At 64.0% G+C, this 17,371-nt stretch carries 19 protein-coding genes; 7 read left to right on the forward strand and 12 right to left on the reverse strand.

Annotated elements, in window-relative coordinates; all coding sequences use genetic code 11:
- The first annotated feature begins 360 nt into the window (after nt 1-360).
- Nucleotides 361-2,571, forward strand: a complete 2,211-nt coding sequence (locus AC1Q6V_RS12185; protein WP_454750806.1) for a penicillin-binding protein 1A — start codon at nt 361-363, stop codon at nt 2,569-2,571.
- 112 nt (nt 2,572-2,683) lie between these two features.
- Here AC1Q6V_RS12185 and AC1Q6V_RS12190 read toward each other — a convergent pair whose 3' ends face one another.
- From AC1Q6V_RS12190 to AC1Q6V_RS12200, 3 genes are all read right to left on the reverse strand, one after another.
- A complete protein-coding gene (locus tag AC1Q6V_RS12190; protein ID WP_010812733.1) occupies nt 2,684-3,124 on the reverse strand; it encodes a YMGG-like glycine zipper-containing protein in 441 nt (146 codons plus the stop codon).
- Nucleotides 3,125-3,399: 275 nt separating this feature from the next.
- A complete protein-coding gene (locus tag AC1Q6V_RS12195; RefSeq protein ID WP_010812734.1) occupies nt 3,400-3,603 on the reverse strand; it encodes a cold-shock protein in 204 nt (67 codons plus the stop codon).
- A gap of 250 nt (nt 3,604-3,853) precedes the next feature.
- Entirely contained in the window at nt 3,854-4,228 is a 375-nt protein-coding gene (locus AC1Q6V_RS12200; protein WP_010812735.1) for a hypothetical protein, read from the reverse strand.
- A gap of 1,020 nt (nt 4,229-5,248) precedes the next feature.
- Between AC1Q6V_RS12200 and phaP4 the strand changes: the two genes are divergently transcribed.
- Nucleotides 5,249-5,818, forward strand: a complete 570-nt coding sequence (gene phaP4 / locus AC1Q6V_RS12205) for a TIGR01841 family phasin PhaP4 (RefSeq protein WP_011617595.1) — start codon at nt 5,249-5,251, stop codon at nt 5,816-5,818.
- 74 nt (nt 5,819-5,892) lie between these two features.
- Here phaP4 and AC1Q6V_RS12210 read toward each other — a convergent pair whose 3' ends face one another.
- On the reverse strand, nt 5,893-6,201 hold the full coding sequence (locus AC1Q6V_RS12210) for an EthD family reductase (protein ID WP_010812738.1): 309 nt from the start codon (nt 6,199-6,201) through the stop codon (nt 5,893-5,895).
- 143 nt (nt 6,202-6,344) lie between these two features.
- Here AC1Q6V_RS12210 and AC1Q6V_RS12215 point away from each other — a divergent pair, with 143 nt between their 5' ends.
- From AC1Q6V_RS12215 to AC1Q6V_RS12225, 3 genes are all read left to right on the forward strand, one after another.
- Complete coding sequence (locus AC1Q6V_RS12215; RefSeq protein ID WP_454750807.1) at nt 6,345-6,548, forward strand: hypothetical protein; 204 nt, start codon at nt 6,345-6,347, stop codon at nt 6,546-6,548.
- Nucleotides 6,549-7,347: 799 nt separating this feature from the next.
- On the forward strand, nt 7,348-7,656 hold the full coding sequence (locus AC1Q6V_RS12220; protein ID WP_176844218.1) for a hypothetical protein: 309 nt from the start codon (nt 7,348-7,350) through the stop codon (nt 7,654-7,656).
- A gap of 66 nt (nt 7,657-7,722) precedes the next feature.
- Nucleotides 7,723-8,034, forward strand: a complete 312-nt coding sequence (locus AC1Q6V_RS12225; RefSeq protein WP_010812742.1) for a hypothetical protein — start codon at nt 7,723-7,725, stop codon at nt 8,032-8,034.
- Nucleotides 8,035-8,117: 83 nt separating this feature from the next.
- On the opposite strand, the gene AC1Q6V_RS12230 is transcribed toward AC1Q6V_RS12225, so the two are convergent.
- From AC1Q6V_RS12230 to AC1Q6V_RS12265, 8 genes are all read right to left on the reverse strand, one after another.
- Nucleotides 8,118-8,708: a helix-turn-helix domain-containing protein gene (locus AC1Q6V_RS12230; protein WP_010812743.1), complete on the reverse strand. Its 591-nt coding sequence runs from the start codon at nt 8,706-8,708 to the stop codon at nt 8,118-8,120.
- A 57-nt stretch (nt 8,709-8,765) separates the two neighbouring features.
- Nucleotides 8,766-10,082, reverse strand: coding sequence for a M20 family metallo-hydrolase (locus AC1Q6V_RS12235; protein WP_492316630.1), 1,317 nt, complete (start codon nt 10,080-10,082; stop codon nt 8,766-8,768).
- A gap of 15 nt (nt 10,083-10,097) precedes the next feature.
- Nucleotides 10,098-11,402 carry an amidase gene (locus AC1Q6V_RS12240; protein WP_492316629.1) on the reverse strand — a complete coding sequence of 435 codons (1,305 nt, stop codon included), beginning with the start codon at nt 11,400-11,402 and terminating at the stop codon, nt 10,098-10,100.
- A gap of 15 nt (nt 11,403-11,417) precedes the next feature.
- Entirely contained in the window at nt 11,418-12,131 is a 714-nt protein-coding gene (locus AC1Q6V_RS12245) for an ABC transporter ATP-binding protein (protein ID WP_010812746.1), read from the reverse strand.
- The gene (locus tag AC1Q6V_RS12250) at nt 12,128-12,910 is read right to left on the reverse strand and encodes an ABC transporter ATP-binding protein (protein ID WP_011617591.1); all 783 of its coding nucleotides are present in this window, start codon (nt 12,908-12,910) and stop codon (nt 12,128-12,130) included. The genes AC1Q6V_RS12245 and AC1Q6V_RS12250 overlap by 4 nt, the downstream gene beginning before the upstream one ends.
- Nucleotides 12,907-14,118, reverse strand: coding sequence for a branched-chain amino acid ABC transporter permease (locus tag AC1Q6V_RS12255; RefSeq protein WP_492316628.1), 1,212 nt, complete (start codon nt 14,116-14,118; stop codon nt 12,907-12,909). The genes AC1Q6V_RS12250 and AC1Q6V_RS12255 overlap by 4 nt, the downstream gene beginning before the upstream one ends.
- The gene (locus AC1Q6V_RS12260; RefSeq protein ID WP_013953596.1) at nt 14,105-15,034 is read right to left on the reverse strand and encodes a branched-chain amino acid ABC transporter permease; all 930 of its coding nucleotides are present in this window, start codon (nt 15,032-15,034) and stop codon (nt 14,105-14,107) included. Before AC1Q6V_RS12260 ends, AC1Q6V_RS12255 begins: the two co-directional genes overlap by 14 nt.
- An 80-nt stretch (nt 15,035-15,114) precedes the next feature.
- Complete coding sequence (locus AC1Q6V_RS12265; RefSeq protein WP_011617589.1) at nt 15,115-16,290, reverse strand: branched-chain amino acid ABC transporter substrate-binding protein; 1,176 nt, start codon at nt 16,288-16,290, stop codon at nt 15,115-15,117.
- Between the two features lie 418 nt (nt 16,291-16,708).
- On the opposite strand from AC1Q6V_RS12265, the gene AC1Q6V_RS12270 reads away from it, so the two are divergent.
- Both AC1Q6V_RS12270 and AC1Q6V_RS12275 read left to right on the forward strand, forming a co-directional pair.
- A complete protein-coding gene (locus AC1Q6V_RS12270) occupies nt 16,709-16,960 on the forward strand; it encodes an antitoxin (RefSeq protein WP_058696551.1) in 252 nt (83 codons plus the stop codon).
- A complete protein-coding gene (locus AC1Q6V_RS12275; protein WP_439672044.1) occupies nt 16,957-17,367 on the forward strand; it encodes a type II toxin-antitoxin system VapC family toxin in 411 nt (136 codons plus the stop codon). The genes AC1Q6V_RS12270 and AC1Q6V_RS12275 overlap by 4 nt, the downstream gene beginning before the upstream one ends.
- The last annotated feature ends 4 nt before the right edge of the window (nt 17,368-17,371 follow it).

A 17,371-nucleotide genomic window follows, 5' to 3' on the forward strand; every position in this document is an offset into this window, starting at 1 on the left:
AATAGTCCTCCGCCGGTGAGAATCAGAATGTCCTGCATGCCTTGCGCCTCCCACGAAGATGCCAGATCGAGCGAGCCAATCTTAGGGATAACGCTGTCGCAGTGCTATCCGCCTCTGTCCGACAAGATGTTGGACCGAGCGCAGGAGTTCGGATCGCCGACGCGCGCTCGCATGCAATACGCCGCCGGCCGGCATTGATCGCAAAAATGACCGCAAAGCCAGAGGCACAGGCAGCGAACGTGCGCCGTACGAAACAAATGTAATCGTTTGTTAATGCCGCCCCCGCAGCCCCGTGTTGCCAACAGATGCTTCCTTCCGCTTTGGTACGATGCCGCTCTTTCCGCAAAGCGTCCCGCCACCGTGAATCGCCGCTGTATATTGTTTTTTCGTGAGTATTGCGCACGGTGGCTCATCCGCATCCAATCGCTGGCCGCTGCCGGCATCACGATAGCCAGGCGCGTCTTTCCCGGCGCGCTGCGCCGCCTTGGCCACCCGACGCGACGCGGCATCATGCTGACGCTCGCCGCGGTGCCGGCGCTGTTTCTGCTGTACGTGCTGGCGCTCGTGCCGTTTACGCCGGGCATCGGCGACATCCGCAAAGCCCGCATCGACCGCCCAGCGCTGATCGTATCGGCCGACGGCAGAGTGATCGACGAATTCAAACCGGTCAATCGCGAGTGGGTATCGCTCGGGCAGATCTCGCCGTACATGGTCGCTGCATTGATCGCCACCGAAGATCGTCGCTTTTATGAGCATCACGGGATCGACTGGCTGCGTACCGCGTCGGCTGCGCTGCATACGTTCTCCGGCGACCGGCAGGGTGGCTCGACGATCACGCAGCAGCTTGCGCGCAACCTGTACCCCGACGAAATCGGCCGCGCGCCGACCCTCGCACGCAAGCTCAGGGAAGCGATCACGGCGCTCAAGATCGAAGCCGTGTACAGCAAGGACCAGATCCTTGAGACATACCTGAACAATGTGCCGTTCCTGTACAACGCCTACGGCGTGGAAATGGCCGCACGCACGTATTTCGGCAAATCGGCGCATCAACTCGACATCCTCGAGAGCGCGACACTCGTCGGCATGCTGAAGGCCAACAGCACCTACAACCCAGTGCTGAATCCCGAGCGCGCATTGGAGCGGCGAAACACCGTGCTAGGGCAGATGAACAAGTACGGGAAGCTCAAGCCCGACGCTTACACCTGGCTGAGGCGGCAACCGCTCAACGTCAATTTCGGGTTGCAGAGCGCGCCACGAAGCGCGGCGCCGCATTTTTCCGCGCAACTGCGCAAGTGGCTGATCACATGGGCCGAGCGCAACGGCTACAACATCTATGCCGACGGGCTTGTCGTGCGCACAACCATAGATTACCGTCTGCAGACGATGGCGGTGCAGGCGATGGACTGGCAGGCGAGCCAGTTGCAATGGATCGCGAACGGGGCATGGAACGAACGCACTGGCTGTTGGCCAGGCAACGACCTGTTCCGGACATTCATCCGGCAAACGCCTGACTATCGTGCAGCACGCGATGCTGGTCAATCGGATCAGGTCGCGCTCAGGAAGCTCGGCATGAATCGCACGTTTGTCCGCGCACTCTGCCGGAGCAAGACTCAGGTCCAGGCGGGTTTTGTCGCAATCGATCCGCGCAACGGCGATATCAAGGCATGGGTGGGTAGTCGCGATTTCGGTGATGCACCATTCGATCACGTGCAGCAGGCCCGGCGCCAGCCGGGTTCTACCTTCAAGCCATTCGTCTACGGGGCGGCGTTCGCGGACGGCGCGCGGCCAGGCGATACGATCGTAGACCGGAACGTCGCCATTCCACTGGCCGGCCAGGCGATCTGGCGGCCTACCGATGCGGCGCCGCCCACCGACCGGCCGATGACGCTGCGCGACGCGCTAGTGTATTCGCGCAACCGCGTCACCGCTCAGCTCATGCAAAAGGAAAGCCCCGAGAAGGTCGCACGGCTCGCGCGCGCGATGGGCGTGCGCGACAGTCCCCTCGCAGCGGTGCCGTCGCTCGCGCTCGGCACGAGCCCGGTCACGCTCAAGGAAATGGTATCGGCGTACAGCACGATCGCGAACCGCGGTGCCTATGTCGAACCGCGCATGGTTACCCGGATCGAGGATCACGACGGCAAGGTGCTCGCCGAATTTGCGAGCGCATCGCCGGAACAGGCACTGTCCGCCGCCGCCGCGCAAACGCTCGTCGATGTGATGCGCGACGTCATTATCCGCGGCACCGGCGCAGGCATCCGCACGCGCTTCGGGATTCGCGCCGACGTGGCCGGCAAGACGGGCACCACGCAGGACAACGCGGATGGCTGGTTCATCCTGATGCATCCGCAACTGGTCGCGGGCGCGTGGGTGGGTTTTGACGATGGACGTGTGACGCTCGGTAACGACTGGGGCCAGGGCGCGCATAGCGCGCTGCCGATGGTGGGCGCGTTCTACGACATGGCGCTGCGCGCACGAGTGATCGACCCGGATGCGCGGTTCAGTCCTGAGACCCGGGCTCCTCGCAAGCCCCATGCGCGACAGCATCGGCAATTCCTGTTCTGGAAATTCTGATGTCGTCGCTGGCGGACGCGACATTCGCTTTCGCAGGTGCCGCCGCGCGATGCGGTTAAGAGCGCGATGGGATGGATGCCCAAGTGACGGGCGCCATCGCGCGTCGCCTCACTCAGTCGTCGTGACGATGCTTCTTGTGGCCCTTGTGCTTGCCGCGATTGCCGTTCTTGTGGTCATCGGCATAGTTGTTGCGCGACACATTGCCGCCCAGCGCCGAACCCGCTGCACCACCGGCCGCGGCACCGACGATGCCGCCGGTTCGGCCGCCCAAGGCATTGCCGGCCGCCGCGCCGGCGCCACCGCCCAGCGCGCCACCCACGATGGCGCCGGTTCGTTCCTTCTTGTTGGCAGTCACCGCGCCGCCCGCACCGCCGCCCACGGCACCGCCGACCACGGCACCCGTGCTGCCGCCCAGTGCGCCACCGACGGCGGCGCCCGCGGCACCACCCAGACCGCCGCCCACGGCGTTCTTCAGGTCATCGGCCAGCACCGGTGTGGTGGCAGCGGTCAGCAGCAGGGTCAGGCACAGCGTACGAAGTGATTGTCGAGTCATGTTCTTCCTCAATAGGGGATGGTTGGCGATCCGCCGATGCAGGAGTTTACACGGGGCGGCAAGCGGCTCCGTTTGGAACTCGCAACGGTGGTCGACTACCTCCGTCGCCATGAGCCCGAGGTCTGTCGCGCTGAGCCCGGAATGCTGTTGTCAGTCGATATTGGCGCAGGAAATAGCGACCCCCCGGATGCGGCTGGCACCAGCCGCAAAACAGAAAAGCCCTTCGCAATTCGTGGAGGGCTTTGTCAATTCAGGCCGTCAGGTGGGCAGGTCGACTATAGCGGGCGAATCTTTGACGCTTGTGGGCCCTTCTGACCTTGCGTGACTTCGAATTCCACTCTCGCACCTTCCTCCAGCGATTTGAACCCGGTGCCTTGGATTTCGCTGTGGTGGGCAAACAAGTCCTTGCCACCATCATCCGGCGTGATGAACCCATAGCCCTTTTCACTGTTAAACCACTTCACGATGCCAGTCGCCATCTCGTCCTCGACATTTGGTGCACACAGGTTGCGTGCTGAGAAGTCCCGCCCCAGAATCGCCCCGTCGCCAAAATATGGTTGGATGCGTTACGGCGCGCCGAACCCCTAGCATACCGAAGAGGAGGGCGGGCAGCATCTGCGGGTTAACCTCTGGATCAGAGCGCTGATGATGAGGCGGGCGAGTCGCGATACGGGCTGAGTGCGCAAATTTCCGATCGCCGAATCCGAGGAAAATCCCCTCGATCCAGGCTCACTCAGTCCAAACGGCATCGACGTCCCGCAGCAGGTGCCCGGCCAGGATGTAGTCGCCAGCCTTCATGGCCTTTGTCTCCAAGGCAACCAACTCGTTGGCTGCCAGCTGGTCCAATGCAAACTGGCAGTACAGGTTCCGTTGCCGGAAGGACACCTTCGGCCGGCTGAGGCCAGCAATGAGCGCCGCGAGGGACTTCACGGCAATGCTTTCGTGTCCGCGGTACTCCACCCGTATCCCTACCTTATTACCAAGGCGCCCGAGCTCAATAGCATCTTGCCAACCTGACTCATAGTCGAGCTCGACCAGCGCGACCCCCTCTGCCTCCAGGAGCCTGATGGCTTCCCCTTTGGTTCCAGCCCGAGCCGTTGTCATTTCTGCCTCCACTCACACCATCCCGCGCGGGGTTGCCGGTCTGATTCAATGTGCTACTGAATTCAACTCAGCGTTGCCCTGCTCACCTTGCCCCTTGGCTTCAGATCTGGAGAGTCAAGGTCTTGCTTAATTCTGACGTAAGAAAAATCTAAGTCAATATAGAATCGCCCTGAAGTCCTGCTACTACCACCCGCGTCACCACTCCGGCGACGCGTTTTTTTTGACGCAGAGCGGTCCTCATTCGGCCTGAAGCTCCATGCCTTTCCCCAGCAGCGACATATCGGTAGCGGACCTCGGCGAGTTGCGCTAATGCAAGCCGTCCGGTCGGTCGGCGAATGGTGCTCCCGAACCTGAATGTATGTCATGTTGCGATATTCGTTGATCTGCCCCTGCGCACGTTTTGGTAAAGGAGAAAATACCGGGGATTACGGCAAACATGCTTGCAATCACATTGAACACAAGGTGGCGAGCAACTAAGATGAACGTTCCGGGTGCGAAAACAAGCACCCGCCAGCCAGAACCTCGCGTCCGAGACGAAACAAGCGGCCTGTGCAAACCAGGCCGGCTGTCACGGACAGTAGTGAAGTCCCGTAGCAAAAGTAAACCTACAGCTTGGGAGACGACTGTGCTGAGTCATCATGAATTCGCCACGCTTGTGCTGGTAAGCGGCAGCTCCGACCCAACGGGGCTGGACCGCGCGGATATGGACGCGCTGCTCGCGTATAAACTGGTTACGCTTGAGCGCCTTGGGCCAAACCACAGCCGCCCTCAGGTGACAATCCAGGGCTACGCTTTTCTGAAAGCCCTCGGGCGAGTTCGCGCAAGCGAGGGTCAGGCTCGCCAGGCCTCCTTATGAGCGTATTGCTTTAGCTGGAAGCGACTGCCGGCGTTGGCGCGCTTTCGTCTGATCGGCGTGGCCTGCCAGGGTCACGATGCAGCAATTGTTTTCCACTCGATTCCGGTCCCGTCGGAGCTCTCATCGGATAGCTCAGGTGGCGGGTCGCACTTAGGAGACGCAAGATGACTCAGTGGTCCCCCGAGCAATTCATTAAGGTCCAGATGGCAGGCATTGAAGCCCTGACCGGGCTGACCGGCAAGGCCTTTGAAGGCTTCGAAAAACTGCTGGAGCTGAATCTGCAAGCGATGAAGACGGCGCTGGCTGATTCACGAGAAGGCGCAAGGAAAGCGCTCTCAGCCAAGGACCCGCAAGAATTGGTCGAATTGCAAATCGCGTTATTTCAACCCGCGGCCGACAATGTACTGGCATATCGTCGTCAACTGTACGACATCCTCGCCGCCACCCGGGCGGAGTTCGAGAAGGTCGCCGAGGTCCAGTACACGGCAGGCAAGCAGGGTCTGCACGACTTCCTTGGAAGCGTGGTGAGCCAAACGCCCAGCGGCGCGGCGGCGGCGCCATTGGCTGCCTGGCAGGAGGCCGTCAGCGCGACCACTACGCTCTATGAGTCGATGCAAACGACGGCAAAACAGGCCGTGCAAGCGGCCGAGAGCAGCTTCAATACTGCTGCGCAGGTGGCCTCGAAAGGCATGCAACGTCGCGCAGCACAGGCCTCAAAGGCAGCTGCAAATTAAGTCGGCTTTGGCTCTTGGGAGGCCAGAAGAGGCGGAGCGCTGGGGGCGGCCATGTGCTTTGCACCGCCGCCGGCCTAAACTTCCTTCGTGTCGAAGATGAGCATGTCAACCCCGGCCTGGGCAAAATTGGCCAGGTCAGCTGCTGCTGCGGCGCCCTCAGGCGAAGCCATTGCCTGCTGGAGCGCCGCCAGCGAATCGAAGCTCAGCACCGCAACCAGGTGAAACGGCGAATCGCCGGCCGGGCTTGCAACCGGGCCGCTGCTGACCTCGTAGCGTCGCAGGCCGGCGATCTTCTTGGCGATCGGAACATGGGTCGAGAAGTAATATGAATCAAACGCCGCCGTGTCCGCAGGCTTCTTGTATAGCACCACTAGCTTTGCCATCGTGGTTCCTCCAAGCGTGAGTTTGATATAGCCCGAGCTTGCAAGTGTATCGTCCCTATGGCGGGTGAACCCCATTTCTGTCAGAGGGTCGGGTTGACCAGTTTCTTCATGCTACGATTTTCCTATCTAAGTCGGAGGTCGTCATGACAATCGAAAGCTACCAGGGCTACATCGTCCGCGGCTTTGCAAGGCAGCTTGGCGACGGATCCTTCGAGGCATCCGGTGCAGTTGAGAAGGACGGCCGCATCGAAGAAGGATCGGATCCCTTGGGGTACTACCCCTCGTTTGAGCGTGCCGCGGCAGCCGGCATTGCCTGGGCGAAAGCGTGGGTAGATGATCACGGCTGAACCCCTCTGAAATCGCCCACCCAGACCCACGGATTGGCACCTATGCGCCGCCGCAGTTGATGCCGGATGGTGCGTTCTTTCGTCATGCTAGGATGCCTCGAAACGCTGGGAGGTCGCCATGTCGAGCCATGTCTGGGTCGAAGAAGGGGAGTACTACTGCCACTGCACGGTCTGGAAGTCTAAGTCCGGGACCTGGGAGGCATCGGTATTGTTCGAGCGAAGAATCGATCACGCAAACGAGTTTGTCCCAGGCTTGCGGCACAAGATCAAAGCCTCGTTCAATAGCGAGGGCGAGGCAATGACCGAAGCAATCGCTTACGCAAAAGCATGCGTCGAGAACACTAAGACCGGCTTGTAGCCCCATGCGGCTACCCCAAATCGTTTCGATCCCTGCACCGACTGGATCGCCATCTCAGGCACGTTGACGATCGGTGCTGCCGTCATCGGCGACTTCGCGCTCGGGACACGATTTCTTACAACCGGGGGAGGTGCCCGTCGGTATCCTTGCGGCAAATTCGCCAACTGCAAGCGCAGGTCACCATGAAACCCCTATTTGTGCTCACCGTGGTCACGGCAGCACTTCTCACCGGCTGCGCCGTCGCTCCCTATGATGACGGCTACTACCACGGCGGATACTCGCGTCCGATTTACGGCGGCGGTTACTCCGATTGGGACGGCGGAAGGTACTACGGCGGCAACCGAAAGTGGGGCGGTGACTGGGATCGAGGCTGGGACCGGGACGAGCAGCGAAACAGGGGCCGTGACTGGAGCGGCCGTGATAACCGCGGCTGGAACCGTGGTGGAGACCAAGGCGAAAACCGCGGCGAGAAGCGTGGATGGAACCGGGGCGATGAGCGAGCAGAGAATCGCGGCCGGGACCGGCGCGGAGAGCATGGCGGGGACCGGGGCAATGACCGTGGCGGTAACCGCGGTGATGACCGTGGGCGGAATCGTGACGCCGACGGTGGCAACGGTCGCGGCAGAGACCGTAACAAGGATTGATGCGACAGCCTCTGACTTCGCAGTGGATACAAAGCCTTACAAGACTCTCAAGCGCCGTGGTCAACTGTCACAACCTGCCGCCGTTACACGAGGTAACCAGCTTTAGGTTCTGCACATACCAAACAGGGCGAGAACGCCATAAGGTATTGGCAACATTCGACGGAACAGCATCATGCAGAAGATCCTGGCAGTTTGTGCAATCGCAGCCGCATCCATGCTTGCGTCTGGCGCCGCCCAGGCAAGGGTAGACGTCGGAATTGGCATCGGTATTCCAGGTGTCGTGGTTGCAGCGCCTCCGCCCCCGGTGTACTACGAACCGGCCCCTGTCTACGTTGCTCCGCGCCCGGTGGTAGTGGCGCCTGATTACTACGACGATTGGCAGGCACGCGCATGGCGTGAACAACAGTGGCGCGAGCAGCGGTGGAGGGAACGCGAGTGGAGGCGGCGCCATCGCGAGTGGCACCGCTGGCACGATGACGATTGAAGCCGTCGGGGCTCTGAGCCAAGTCTGCCTTCGTGCGGGCCTGACCCGAGCCACGGGCTTCCCTGCGCAAGCCCGCTCCCGTCTCAGAAGGTGGCGGGCGAATTCACCCACAGCACCCTGGCCACCACGTCGCCCACATTGCGGTAGCCATGCGGCACCTGGCTGGAGAACGTGAAAGCATCGCCCGGGCCGATCAGGTAGACGTCGTCGCCGAGCATCAGTTCGAGCTGCCCTTCGAGCACGTAGCCAACTTCCTCGCCCTGGTGCTCGATCTGCCCGTCGCTGGCCTCGCCGGGCCAGACGATGTGGATGTTGGCCTGCAGCAGGCCGCCACGCTTGGGCAGCACCACGCGTTCGAGCGCCACGCCGCCGGCCCGGATCACCGGGCGTTCACCATGCCGCAGGATCGGTGACTGGTTTGGCTCCTCGTCGCTGGTCAGTGCGCCGATATTGGTGTCCAGCGCCACGGCCAGCCGGTGCAGCGTGGTAAACGACGGGGTTGCCAGCCCGCGCTCAATCTTTGAAATCAGGCTTTCCGAGCAACCCGCCTTTCCGGCGAGCTGCAGCAGCGTGTAGCCGGCCACCAGCCGGGCGTGGCGCAGCTTGACGCCAAGCGTCAGGGTGGCCGACTTGCTGTCGGCCGCTTCAGGTGTGGGTTGCTCGGTCTTTGCCATGCAGGCTCGGAATTGGTTGGACTTGGGTCGGCCACCAGGCGCCGTACGTCAATGCGTTCAGCGGCTGGCCAGTTCGGCGACAGTGTAAGCCAGTGCCTGGGCTCCAAGGAACAGATCGGCGTCTTCCGTATCTTCGGCGGCATTGTGGCTGATGCCCCCTTTGCTTGGCACGAAGATCATCGCCGTGGGGCAATGGTCGGCCAGGTACATGGCGTCGTGGAACGCGCCGGAGGTCAGCCGCACCGGCAGCGCGCGGCCGGCGTTGCGGCTGGCACGCGCGCAGGCGCGCTCGATGGTGCCCAGCATGGCCTCGGGGAAATGCGTCGGCTCGCGATGGAAGAAGCGCGTGACCGTGACCGCTTCGGGCGCATGTGCGTGCCTGACGCACACCGCGCGCAGTGCCGCTTCGGCGCGGTCAAGCGCGGCGTCGTCCAGGCAGCGCATATCGACCGTGAACGTGACATGGCCGGGAATGGTGTTGACCGAGTTCGGCGCCACGCTCCAGCGGCCCAGCGTCAGGCGCAGTTCAGGAGTGCCGGGGGCGGCCGCATGGCGTGGCGCCAGCGCGTACAGGTCTTGCGCGATGGCCACGGCCGCGGCCATCGCATCGCATCGTACCGCCATCGGCGTGGTGCCGGCATGGGCCATCGTACCCGTGCATTCCACGCGGAACCAGCGCACCGCCTGGATGCCGGTGACCACGCCCAGCGGCACATTTGCGCCTTCCAGCACCGGCCCCTGTTCGATGTGCAGTTCGACGCATGCCGCCATGGGCCGCGCCATCGGCACCCTGGTGACATCGTGGCTTTCCGCGAGCGCGGCATCGAGCGCCTCGCCGAAGCGAATGCCGGCGGCGTCAGCCACGTCGCGATAGCCTGCCAGCCGGGCGGGTTCGACGAAAGCGCTCGACCCCATCGCGCCGGGACCGAAGCGGCTGCCTTCCTCGTTGGTCCAGGACACGACCTCGATGGGGCGCAAGGTCTCGATGCCGGCCGCGTTGAGCGCGGCAATCACTTCCAGGCCGGCCAGCACGCCGTACGCGCCGTCGTACTTGCCGCCCACCGGCTGGGTATCGGCGTGGCTGCCGGTCAGCACCGGCGGCAGGTCTTCGCGGCCGGGGCGGCGGAAGAACAGGTTGCCGCAATCGTCGATGCCGACGGTGCAGCCCAGCGCGCGTGCCTGGTCGATCAGGTGGCGCCGGGCGGCCAGGTCGGTCGCGGTCAGTGTTTCGCGGGAAACGCCGCCGTCGTGGCGCAGGCCAAAGCTGGCCAGGGCTGCCAGCGATGCGGCCAGGCGCCCGGCGCCCACATGATCCTGTGCGCGTTCGGCAATGGCTTGTGCGTTGGCGAGGGGGGGCGGGTTCGATACGGTCAATTTGGTCTCCAGATATCAGGCAAGGCTGGCGCCAAGCGCCTGCTCAAGGCGATGAGCCATGCCGAGCACGCGGGCATCGGCATGGCGCGGCCCCGTCACGGTCACGCCAACCGGCATGCCGGTGGCGCCGGTGCCCGTCGGCACATGGACGCATGGGGTGCCCAGCAGCGACCACATGCGGCAGAAAATCGGATCGCCGGTGGTGCCAAGGCCAGCAGGCGCTTCGCCTTCGGCGCTCGGGGCCAGCACGACGTCGAATCCTGCCATCGCCGTGTTGAACGCCGTGCGGGCCGCTTCCGCGTATGCCAGCGCGACATGGAAGCGCTGGCCGGTGACGGCGCGGCCCGCTTCGAGCTGGCGCGCGAAAGCCGCGCTGAAGTCTTCTGCGTGCTCGCGTGCTTCCGGCGCGAATGCGGCGAGTGCCTCGAATGCCATGATGTCCAGTTGGGCTTCAGTCAGCCCGTGGCAAGCCTGCGGCAGGTTGAAGTCGCGCACCGTGCCACCGATGCGTTCGAGCGCACGGATCGCGGTGTCCAGTGCGGCTTGTGTATCGGCACCAGCACGTTCCCAATGCGGCGTGCGGCAAATGCCGATGCGCAGCGGCGCGTGGCGTAGCGTCGACGCGTCCGCTAGCGCGCCATCGCGCGCCAGGGTGCCGATGAAGAAGGCCGCGTCGTCCACGCGGCGGGCCAGCACGCCCACCGTATCCAGGCTTGGTGCCAGCGGCTTGATACCGGCCAGCGGCAGTGTGCCATGCGTGGGCTTGTAGCCCACCACGCCGCAATAGGCGGCCGGCCGCACAATCGATCCCGCGGTCTGTGTGCCAAAGGCCAGCGGCACCATGCCTGCGGCGACGGCGGCGGCCGATCCGCTCGACGAGCCGCCGGGGGTGCGGGGCCTGTCCGCCGGCGCGCGCGGGTTGCGGGTCGGCCCCGGCTGAAACGTGGCGAATTCGGTGGTGACGGTCTTGCCGACCACGACCGCGCCCGCCGACCGGGCCAGTGCCACCGCCGCCGCATCCACGCCCGGCCGATGTCCGGCGTATATCGGCGAACCATAAGTGGTCGGCATGTCGGCTGTATCCATCAGGTCCTTGGCGCCAAGCGGGACGCCCGGCAACGCGCCTGACGCGCCGCCGGCATCCAGCCGCCGCGCCTGCGCCACGGCGGTGTCGCCACCCACGTGCTGCCAGGCCAGAATGCCTGCGTCTTGCGCCGCAATGCGGGCCAGTGCCGCACGGACCACCGCTTCGGCGCTCAGTTCGCGCCGCGACACCATCGCCGCCAGGGTGCGCACCGGAAGATCGAGGAAGTCGTCCATCGCATGTTCTCCGGATCAGCCGAAATAGGCTGCGCGAACCTCATCGTTCTCGCGCAGCGCCTGCGCGGTGCCCTGGGCCACGACACGGCCCTGGGTCAGCACATAGCCCTGGTGTGAGATGGCCAGCGTCTGGCGCGCGTTCTGTTCCACCAGCAGCACCGTCATGCCCAGTTCGTTGATCTGCTGGATGACCTTGAAGTTTTCCTTCACATAGAGCGGCGACAGGCCCAGCGACGGCTCGTCGATGACCAGCAGCCGCGGCTGCGCCATCAGTCCGCGCCCGATCGACACCATCGCCTGTTCGCCGCCGGACATGGTGCCGGCGAGCTGGCCCGCGCGCTCGCGCAGCCGGGGGAAGATCGTGTACACGCGCTCGATGCGCTCGCGCACCCTGGCCGGGTCCGCCTCAAGGAATGCGCCCAGCGCAAGGTTTTCGGCCACCGTCATGCGCGGGAACACCTTGCGGCCTTCGGGAATGCAGGAGATGCCGCGTGCGATGATGTTGTGGGTCTTCTCGCCCGCGATGTCCGTGCCGTCCCACAGGATGCGTCCCTGGCGCGGCGGTGTCAGGCCCAGGATCGAACGGATCAGCGTGCTCTTGCCGGCGCCGTTGGCGCCAAGGATGCATGTGATCTTGCCCGGCGGCACCTCGATCGAGACATCGTGCAGGACGTTGACCCTGTCGTAGCCCGTGGTCAGCCCTTCCACGCGCAGTGTGCTGTCGCTCATGCGGCTTCCTCCCCCAGATAGGCGGTCTGCACGTCGGGATCGGCGGTAATCTCGGCGTAGGTTCCCTCGGCAATCTTCTTGCCGTAGTTCAGCACGATGCAGCGGTCGGTGATGCGCTCGATCACGTTCATTTCGTGCTCGATCAGCACCACCGACAGGTCCTGCAGCTTGCCGCGCACCTGCAGGATGTCGTCCATCAGTTCATGGGTCTCGTCATGCGTCATGCCCGCCGAAGGCTCGTCGAGCAGCAGCAGGCGAGGGCGGCTCATCAGGGCCCGGCACACCTCGATGCGGCGGCGGTCGATCATCGTGAACGTTTCCACCGGCTCGAACAGCCGCGCCACCAGTGGCGGGCTGAAGATGCCCAGCAGCTCGCGCACCGACTCCACGTAGCGTTCGTACTCGGCGCGGAACGCCTTGCGCCGGAACAGGTTGAAGACCAGCCCGTGACGCATGTTCTGGTAATCGCCGATCACGATGTTGTCGAACACCGTCAGCGGCAGCGACAAGCGCGAACGCTGGAACGTCCGCGCCACGCCGCTGCGGTAGATCTGCTGTGGCGTCTTGCCGATGACGTTGTTGCCGTCATAGGTAATGGTTCCGGCGCTTGCCTTGTACAGCCCCGTCAGCACGTTGAAGAACGTGGTCTTGCCGGAGCCGTTGGGGCCCAGCAGGCCCAGGATCTCGCCACGGCGGATCTCGAGCTGGAGGTTGTCCAGCGCGGTCAGGCCGCCAAAGCGCATGGTCAGGTCGCGCACCTGGATCATTGCGTCGCTCATTGCGCATCCTCCCGGGGAAAGAACAGGCGGGTCTTGCGCGGCATCAGGCCGTCCGGGCGGAACAGCAGGATGGCGATCACCAGCGCCGCGTAGAACAGGAAGCGGTATTCCTGGATGAACTGCAGCTTTTCGGGCAGCACCAGCACGATAATGGCCGCCGGCACCAGGCCCACCACGTTGCCGAGGCCGCCCAGGATCACGATCGACAGCATCAGCAGCGAGTCGGCGAAGGTGAAGTTGTTGGGCGCCACGAACGCAGTGACCATGCCGTAGACACTGCCGGCGATGCCGGCAAAGAAGTTGCCGAGCATGAACGCAATCACCTTCCACCGGGCGATGTGCAGGCCGAACGCGGCGGCGGCGGTCTCGTCGGTGCGCACCACGTCCATCGCCAGGCCTACCCACGAGCGCTCCAGCGCCTTGACCACGGCAAACGTGCCCGCACAGATCAGCAGGCTCAGCAGCGCATAGCTGGCGTAGAACGACACGTCCACGCCGAACAGTGTCACGCTCTCATTGAACGCGAAGCCGAACAGCGTCATCCCGGGCACCTGCAGGCCCTGCGGCCCGCCCAGCACGTCGTTGACCTCAAGGAAGGTCTTGAACAGGATGCCGAACGCGATGGTCACCAGCGCCGCATAGTGGCCGCGCGTGCGCAGCACGGGCGCAACCAGCACCGAGCCGATCACGGCCGCTGCCAGGCCAGACAGCACGATCACCAGCACGTGAGGAATGCCCGTGTGCGTGGCCAGCACGGCCGTGGTGTAGGCGCCGATGCCAAAGAACGCCGCGCCCGCGAAATTGGACACGCCGGAAAACCCGAACTGGACTGTCAGCCCCAGGCAGGCGGTGGTGTAAAGCAGCACGGCACACAGCATCAGCAGGACGAAATGGCTCTCGTGGAACAGCGCGACCAGCGCCAGCGTGCCGGCCAGCGTCCATAGCCTGGACTGCCCTGGCCGCCGCGATGCTGCCTGCTCCACGGCCTGCGTCAGGCCCAGCCGGCCCGCCGCGAACACCGCGGCCCCGGCCAGCGCCAGCAGCACGGCTACCGCCAGTTGCGATTCCGCATGCAGGAAGAGGTAGAGATAGGCCACCAGGGCGATGGCCGAGATGGCCAGCACCATGGCCGGGCGCCGCTGCGGGCCCTTGGCCGTGGCGGCGGAGGCCGCCGGCAGCGGCTTCGAGACGTTGTCAGACACGTTCACTGGCTTTCTCCGCGATGAGTCCGGTCGGCTTCCAGGCCATCAGCACGATGACCACGGCAAAGGCGAATACGTCCTTGTAGGCGCTCGGGATGTCGGGCACCAGGGCCGGCAGCATGGCACTGCCCAGTACCTGCAGCGCCGCAAACAGGAAGCCGCCGAGGATGGCGCCGTAGATATTGCCTAGCCCGCCAAGGATGGCAGCGGCAAAGCCGATCACCCCCAACAGCAGCCCGACGTTGAAGTTGATCTCGTTGTAGTAGAGGCCGTTCATCACGCCCGCCAGTGCCGCCATGGCGGACCCCAGCGCAAACGTGACCAGTACCACCACCTCGAAGTTGATGCCCATCAGCCGGGCCGTTTCGCCATCCTGGGCCACGGCACGAATGGCCATGCCAAAGCGCGTGCGGGTGATCAGCAGATGCACGCCGAGGATGATGGCCACGCCGGCGGCCAGCAGGATCAGGTTGTCCGCGCGGATGGAGAGCGCGCCGATGGTGAACTCGCCAGCGGGCAGCAGCGCGGGAAATGGTTTCGGGTTCGAGCCGTCCGGGTAGAACAGCCGGACCGCCTCACGCAGCACCGTGCCCAGCATCAGCGTGGCCAGCAATGTGTTCAGCGGCGGCGCACGGCGCAGCGGCAGGATCAGGACGCGGGCGATGCCGGCGCCCAGCAGGCCGGTCACCGTCACCGCGCACACCACGATGGCCAGCAGCTGCAGCCACGGGGAATCCACATGCATCGCCACCACGCCGGCTGATGCCGCCAGCCCGGCAAACGCACCCACCATCAGCACATCGCCATGAGAAAACTTGATCACGTCGAGCACGCCGAAGAACAGCGTGAAGCCTACCGCTACCATTGCGTAGATCATCCCGAGCATCAGCCCGTTAAAGACGTACTGCCCTAATACACTCATCGGTATCCCCCGAATTCCGGATGCCCAGGCGGGCGCGGGGCCGGGCGGGGGCAGGATTGCCCCGAACCCGGCCGCCATGCTTACAGGCCGGTCAGCTTCTTCTTGCCCTTGCCGTAGGTGCTGTCTTCCCAGATCACCCACTTGCCGTCTTCCACCACATACTTGGTGATCAGCGGCACCACGTTCTGGCCGTGGTCGTCGAAGGTGACCTTGCCGATGATGGTGTTCACGTCCCTGGTGCCGTTCAGCACATCACGCACCTTCTTGCGGTCCGGGCCCACCTTTTCCACGGCGTCGATGATCAGGTTGGCCGCGGCAAACGCAAACGGGCCGTACGCTTCCGGCGGTTCACCGTATTTCTGCTGCGTGTAGCGTTCCATGAAGAACTGGCCGCCCGCCAGCTTCTCTACCGGCGCGCCTTCGATGAACGCCAGCGAACCCTCCGACAGCGATTTGCCCACGCCTTCGATATAGGCATCGGACTTGATGCCCGACGTGCCCTCGAACTGAGCCTTGATGCCGAGCTTGTCCATCTGCGTGCGGATGCGCACGCCCAGCGGCGTGAGGCCGCCGAAATACACCACGTCGGGCTTCAGTTCGCGGATCTTGGTCAGCTCCGTGGTGAAATCTTGCTGATCGGCTGTCACGCCGAACGTGCCGACGATGGTGCCGCCGTCCTTCTTCAGGAACTCGCTGAAATACTTGTTGTGGCCCTTGCCGTAGTCGGTGGTGTCATGGATGATCGCCCACTTCTTGTAGCCCAGCCCGGTCATGAATTTGGCCGCCACTTCGCTCTGGTTGATCATCGTGCCGTTGACGCGATGGATCTCCTTGAACTTGTTGCCATAAGTGACCTCGGGCAGCACGGCGCCCCACACCACGGCGGGCATGCCGAAGCGGCTGTAGACGCCCACTGTGCCCATGGCCACGGCAGAGCAGAAGTGCGTCACGCCGGCAACGATGGACTTGTCCGCCGCGATCTTGGTCGCCACCTGCACGCCGACGTTCGGCCGGCACTCGTCGTCCTGCACCACCAGTTCATAGGTGTACCTGGCCTTCGGGTCCGCATTGCGCAAGCGCACGGCCAGGTCCGCGGAATTGCGTCCGCCCAGGCCGATCGACGACACGCCACCGGTCAGCGGACCGACAAAGGCAATCTTGACGACATCCTTGGCCTGCGCCGGTGCTGCCGTCAGGACCATTCCGGTCGCTGCGGCTGCGATGGCGGCGGCTACTGCAGTGTGTTTCTTGCGCACTCTCTTCCCCCTGGGTTGCATGGACAATTGGACGGACCGCTGCGCGGCGTCACCGACCCGAACCGATGCAAGGCGCGTGTGGACGCCCGGGAAAGCTCTTGGAAAGCTGCCTGCACCATATTCAAGTCACTTGAATACTATGCAACAGACATGCCAACGTTCAACGAGCGAAAACCCGTAGCTTTGAATGGGCGCTGGGGAAATGAGGGGGGGAGCCCATGCTCAATCCGGGCGCATGGGCGCACGGTTGCGGTGCGCCGCAGAGCAAAACAAGGGAAGAAGCATTGCTGGGACGTAGGGGTTGCTTAGCGCATTTTCGTCCCATCTCGTTAGACATCCCACAGATACAGCTGGTGGTAGCTATCTTGATATCCATCGCATGACGGTATATCTTTTGGTATCTATCAAAGGAAATATCGTGAGCACCACTGCCAAGATCTTCACCACCGGCCGCAGCCAGGCGGTACGGCTGCCGCAGGAATTCCGCTTCGCCGAGCGCGAGGTATACATTCGCCGTGACCCGTCCACCGGTGACGTGATCCTGTCGCGCCGGCCGGAGAGTTGGGACGGCTTTTTGGCTGCCATCAAGGACAGCGCCGTGCCGGAAGACTTTCTGGCGGACCGCGCGCAGGGCGAGCAAGCCAGGGATCCGCTGGCGGGTCTCGAATGACGCGCTACATGCTCGACACCAATATTGTGAGCCATCTGTTGCGGGCACATCCGGCAGTCGTGGCACGCGTGACGGCAGCGCCGATGGTGGCGCTGTGCCTGTCAGCCATCACCGGTGCGGAACTGATGTACGGGCTGGCCAAGCGCCCCGGCGCAGCGCGCCTCGCGCGCGCGGTCGACGAGCTGCTGCGCAGGGTCGAGGTATTGCCCTGGACCCCTTCAGTGATGGCCGGCTATGGTGAAACCCGCGCTGCGCTGGAATCCCAAGGACAGCCGGTGGGGGCACTGAACCTGCTGATCGCCGCGCACGCGCTGGAGACTGGCGCGGTGCTGGTGACCAATGACCAGGCATTCCGGCGCGTCCCTGGCCTGGTGGTGGAGGACTGGACGGTTCCGACCGGAAATTGATCGC

This window comes from Cupriavidus sp. GW823-FHT07B10 (assembly GCF_058794355.1).

Coding starts and splice junctions, on each gene's coding strand:
- AC1Q6V_RS12200 (WP_010812735.1), bottom strand. CDS start 4,228: ATGACAACGGCTCGGGCTGGAACCAAAGGGGAAGCCATCAGGCTCCTG.
- AC1Q6V_RS12215 (WP_454750807.1), top strand. CDS start 6,345: ATGACAATCGAAAGCTACCAGGGCTACATCGTCCGCGGCTTTGCAAGG.
- AC1Q6V_RS12240 (WP_492316629.1), bottom strand. CDS start 11,402: ATGGACGACTTCCTCGATCTTCCGGTGCGCACCCTGGCGGCGATGGTG.
- phaP4 (WP_011617595.1), top strand. CDS start 5,249: ATGACTCAGTGGTCCCCCGAGCAATTCATTAAGGTCCAGATGGCAGGC.
- AC1Q6V_RS12260 (WP_013953596.1), bottom strand. CDS start 15,034: ATGAGTGTATTAGGGCAGTACGTCTTTAACGGGCTGATGCTCGGGATG.
- AC1Q6V_RS12250 (WP_011617591.1), bottom strand. CDS start 12,910: ATGAGCGACGCAATGATCCAGGTGCGCGACCTGACCATGCGCTTTGGC.
- AC1Q6V_RS12275 (WP_439672044.1), top strand. CDS start 16,957: ATGACGCGCTACATGCTCGACACCAATATTGTGAGCCATCTGTTGCGG.
- AC1Q6V_RS12195 (WP_010812734.1), bottom strand. CDS start 3,603: ATGGCGACTGGCATCGTGAAGTGGTTTAACAGTGAAAAGGGCTATGGG.
- AC1Q6V_RS12210 (WP_010812738.1), bottom strand. CDS start 6,201: ATGGCAAAGCTAGTGGTGCTATACAAGAAGCCTGCGGACACGGCGGCG.
- AC1Q6V_RS12190 (WP_010812733.1), bottom strand. CDS start 3,124: ATGACTCGACAATCACTTCGTACGCTGTGCCTGACCCTGCTGCTGACC.
- AC1Q6V_RS12230 (WP_010812743.1), bottom strand. CDS start 8,708: ATGGCAAAGACCGAGCAACCCACACCTGAAGCGGCCGACAGCAAGTCG.
- AC1Q6V_RS12225 (WP_010812742.1), top strand. CDS start 7,723: ATGCAGAAGATCCTGGCAGTTTGTGCAATCGCAGCCGCATCCATGCTT.
- AC1Q6V_RS12245 (WP_010812746.1), bottom strand. CDS start 12,131: ATGAGCGACAGCACACTGCGCGTGGAAGGGCTGACCACGGGCTACGAC.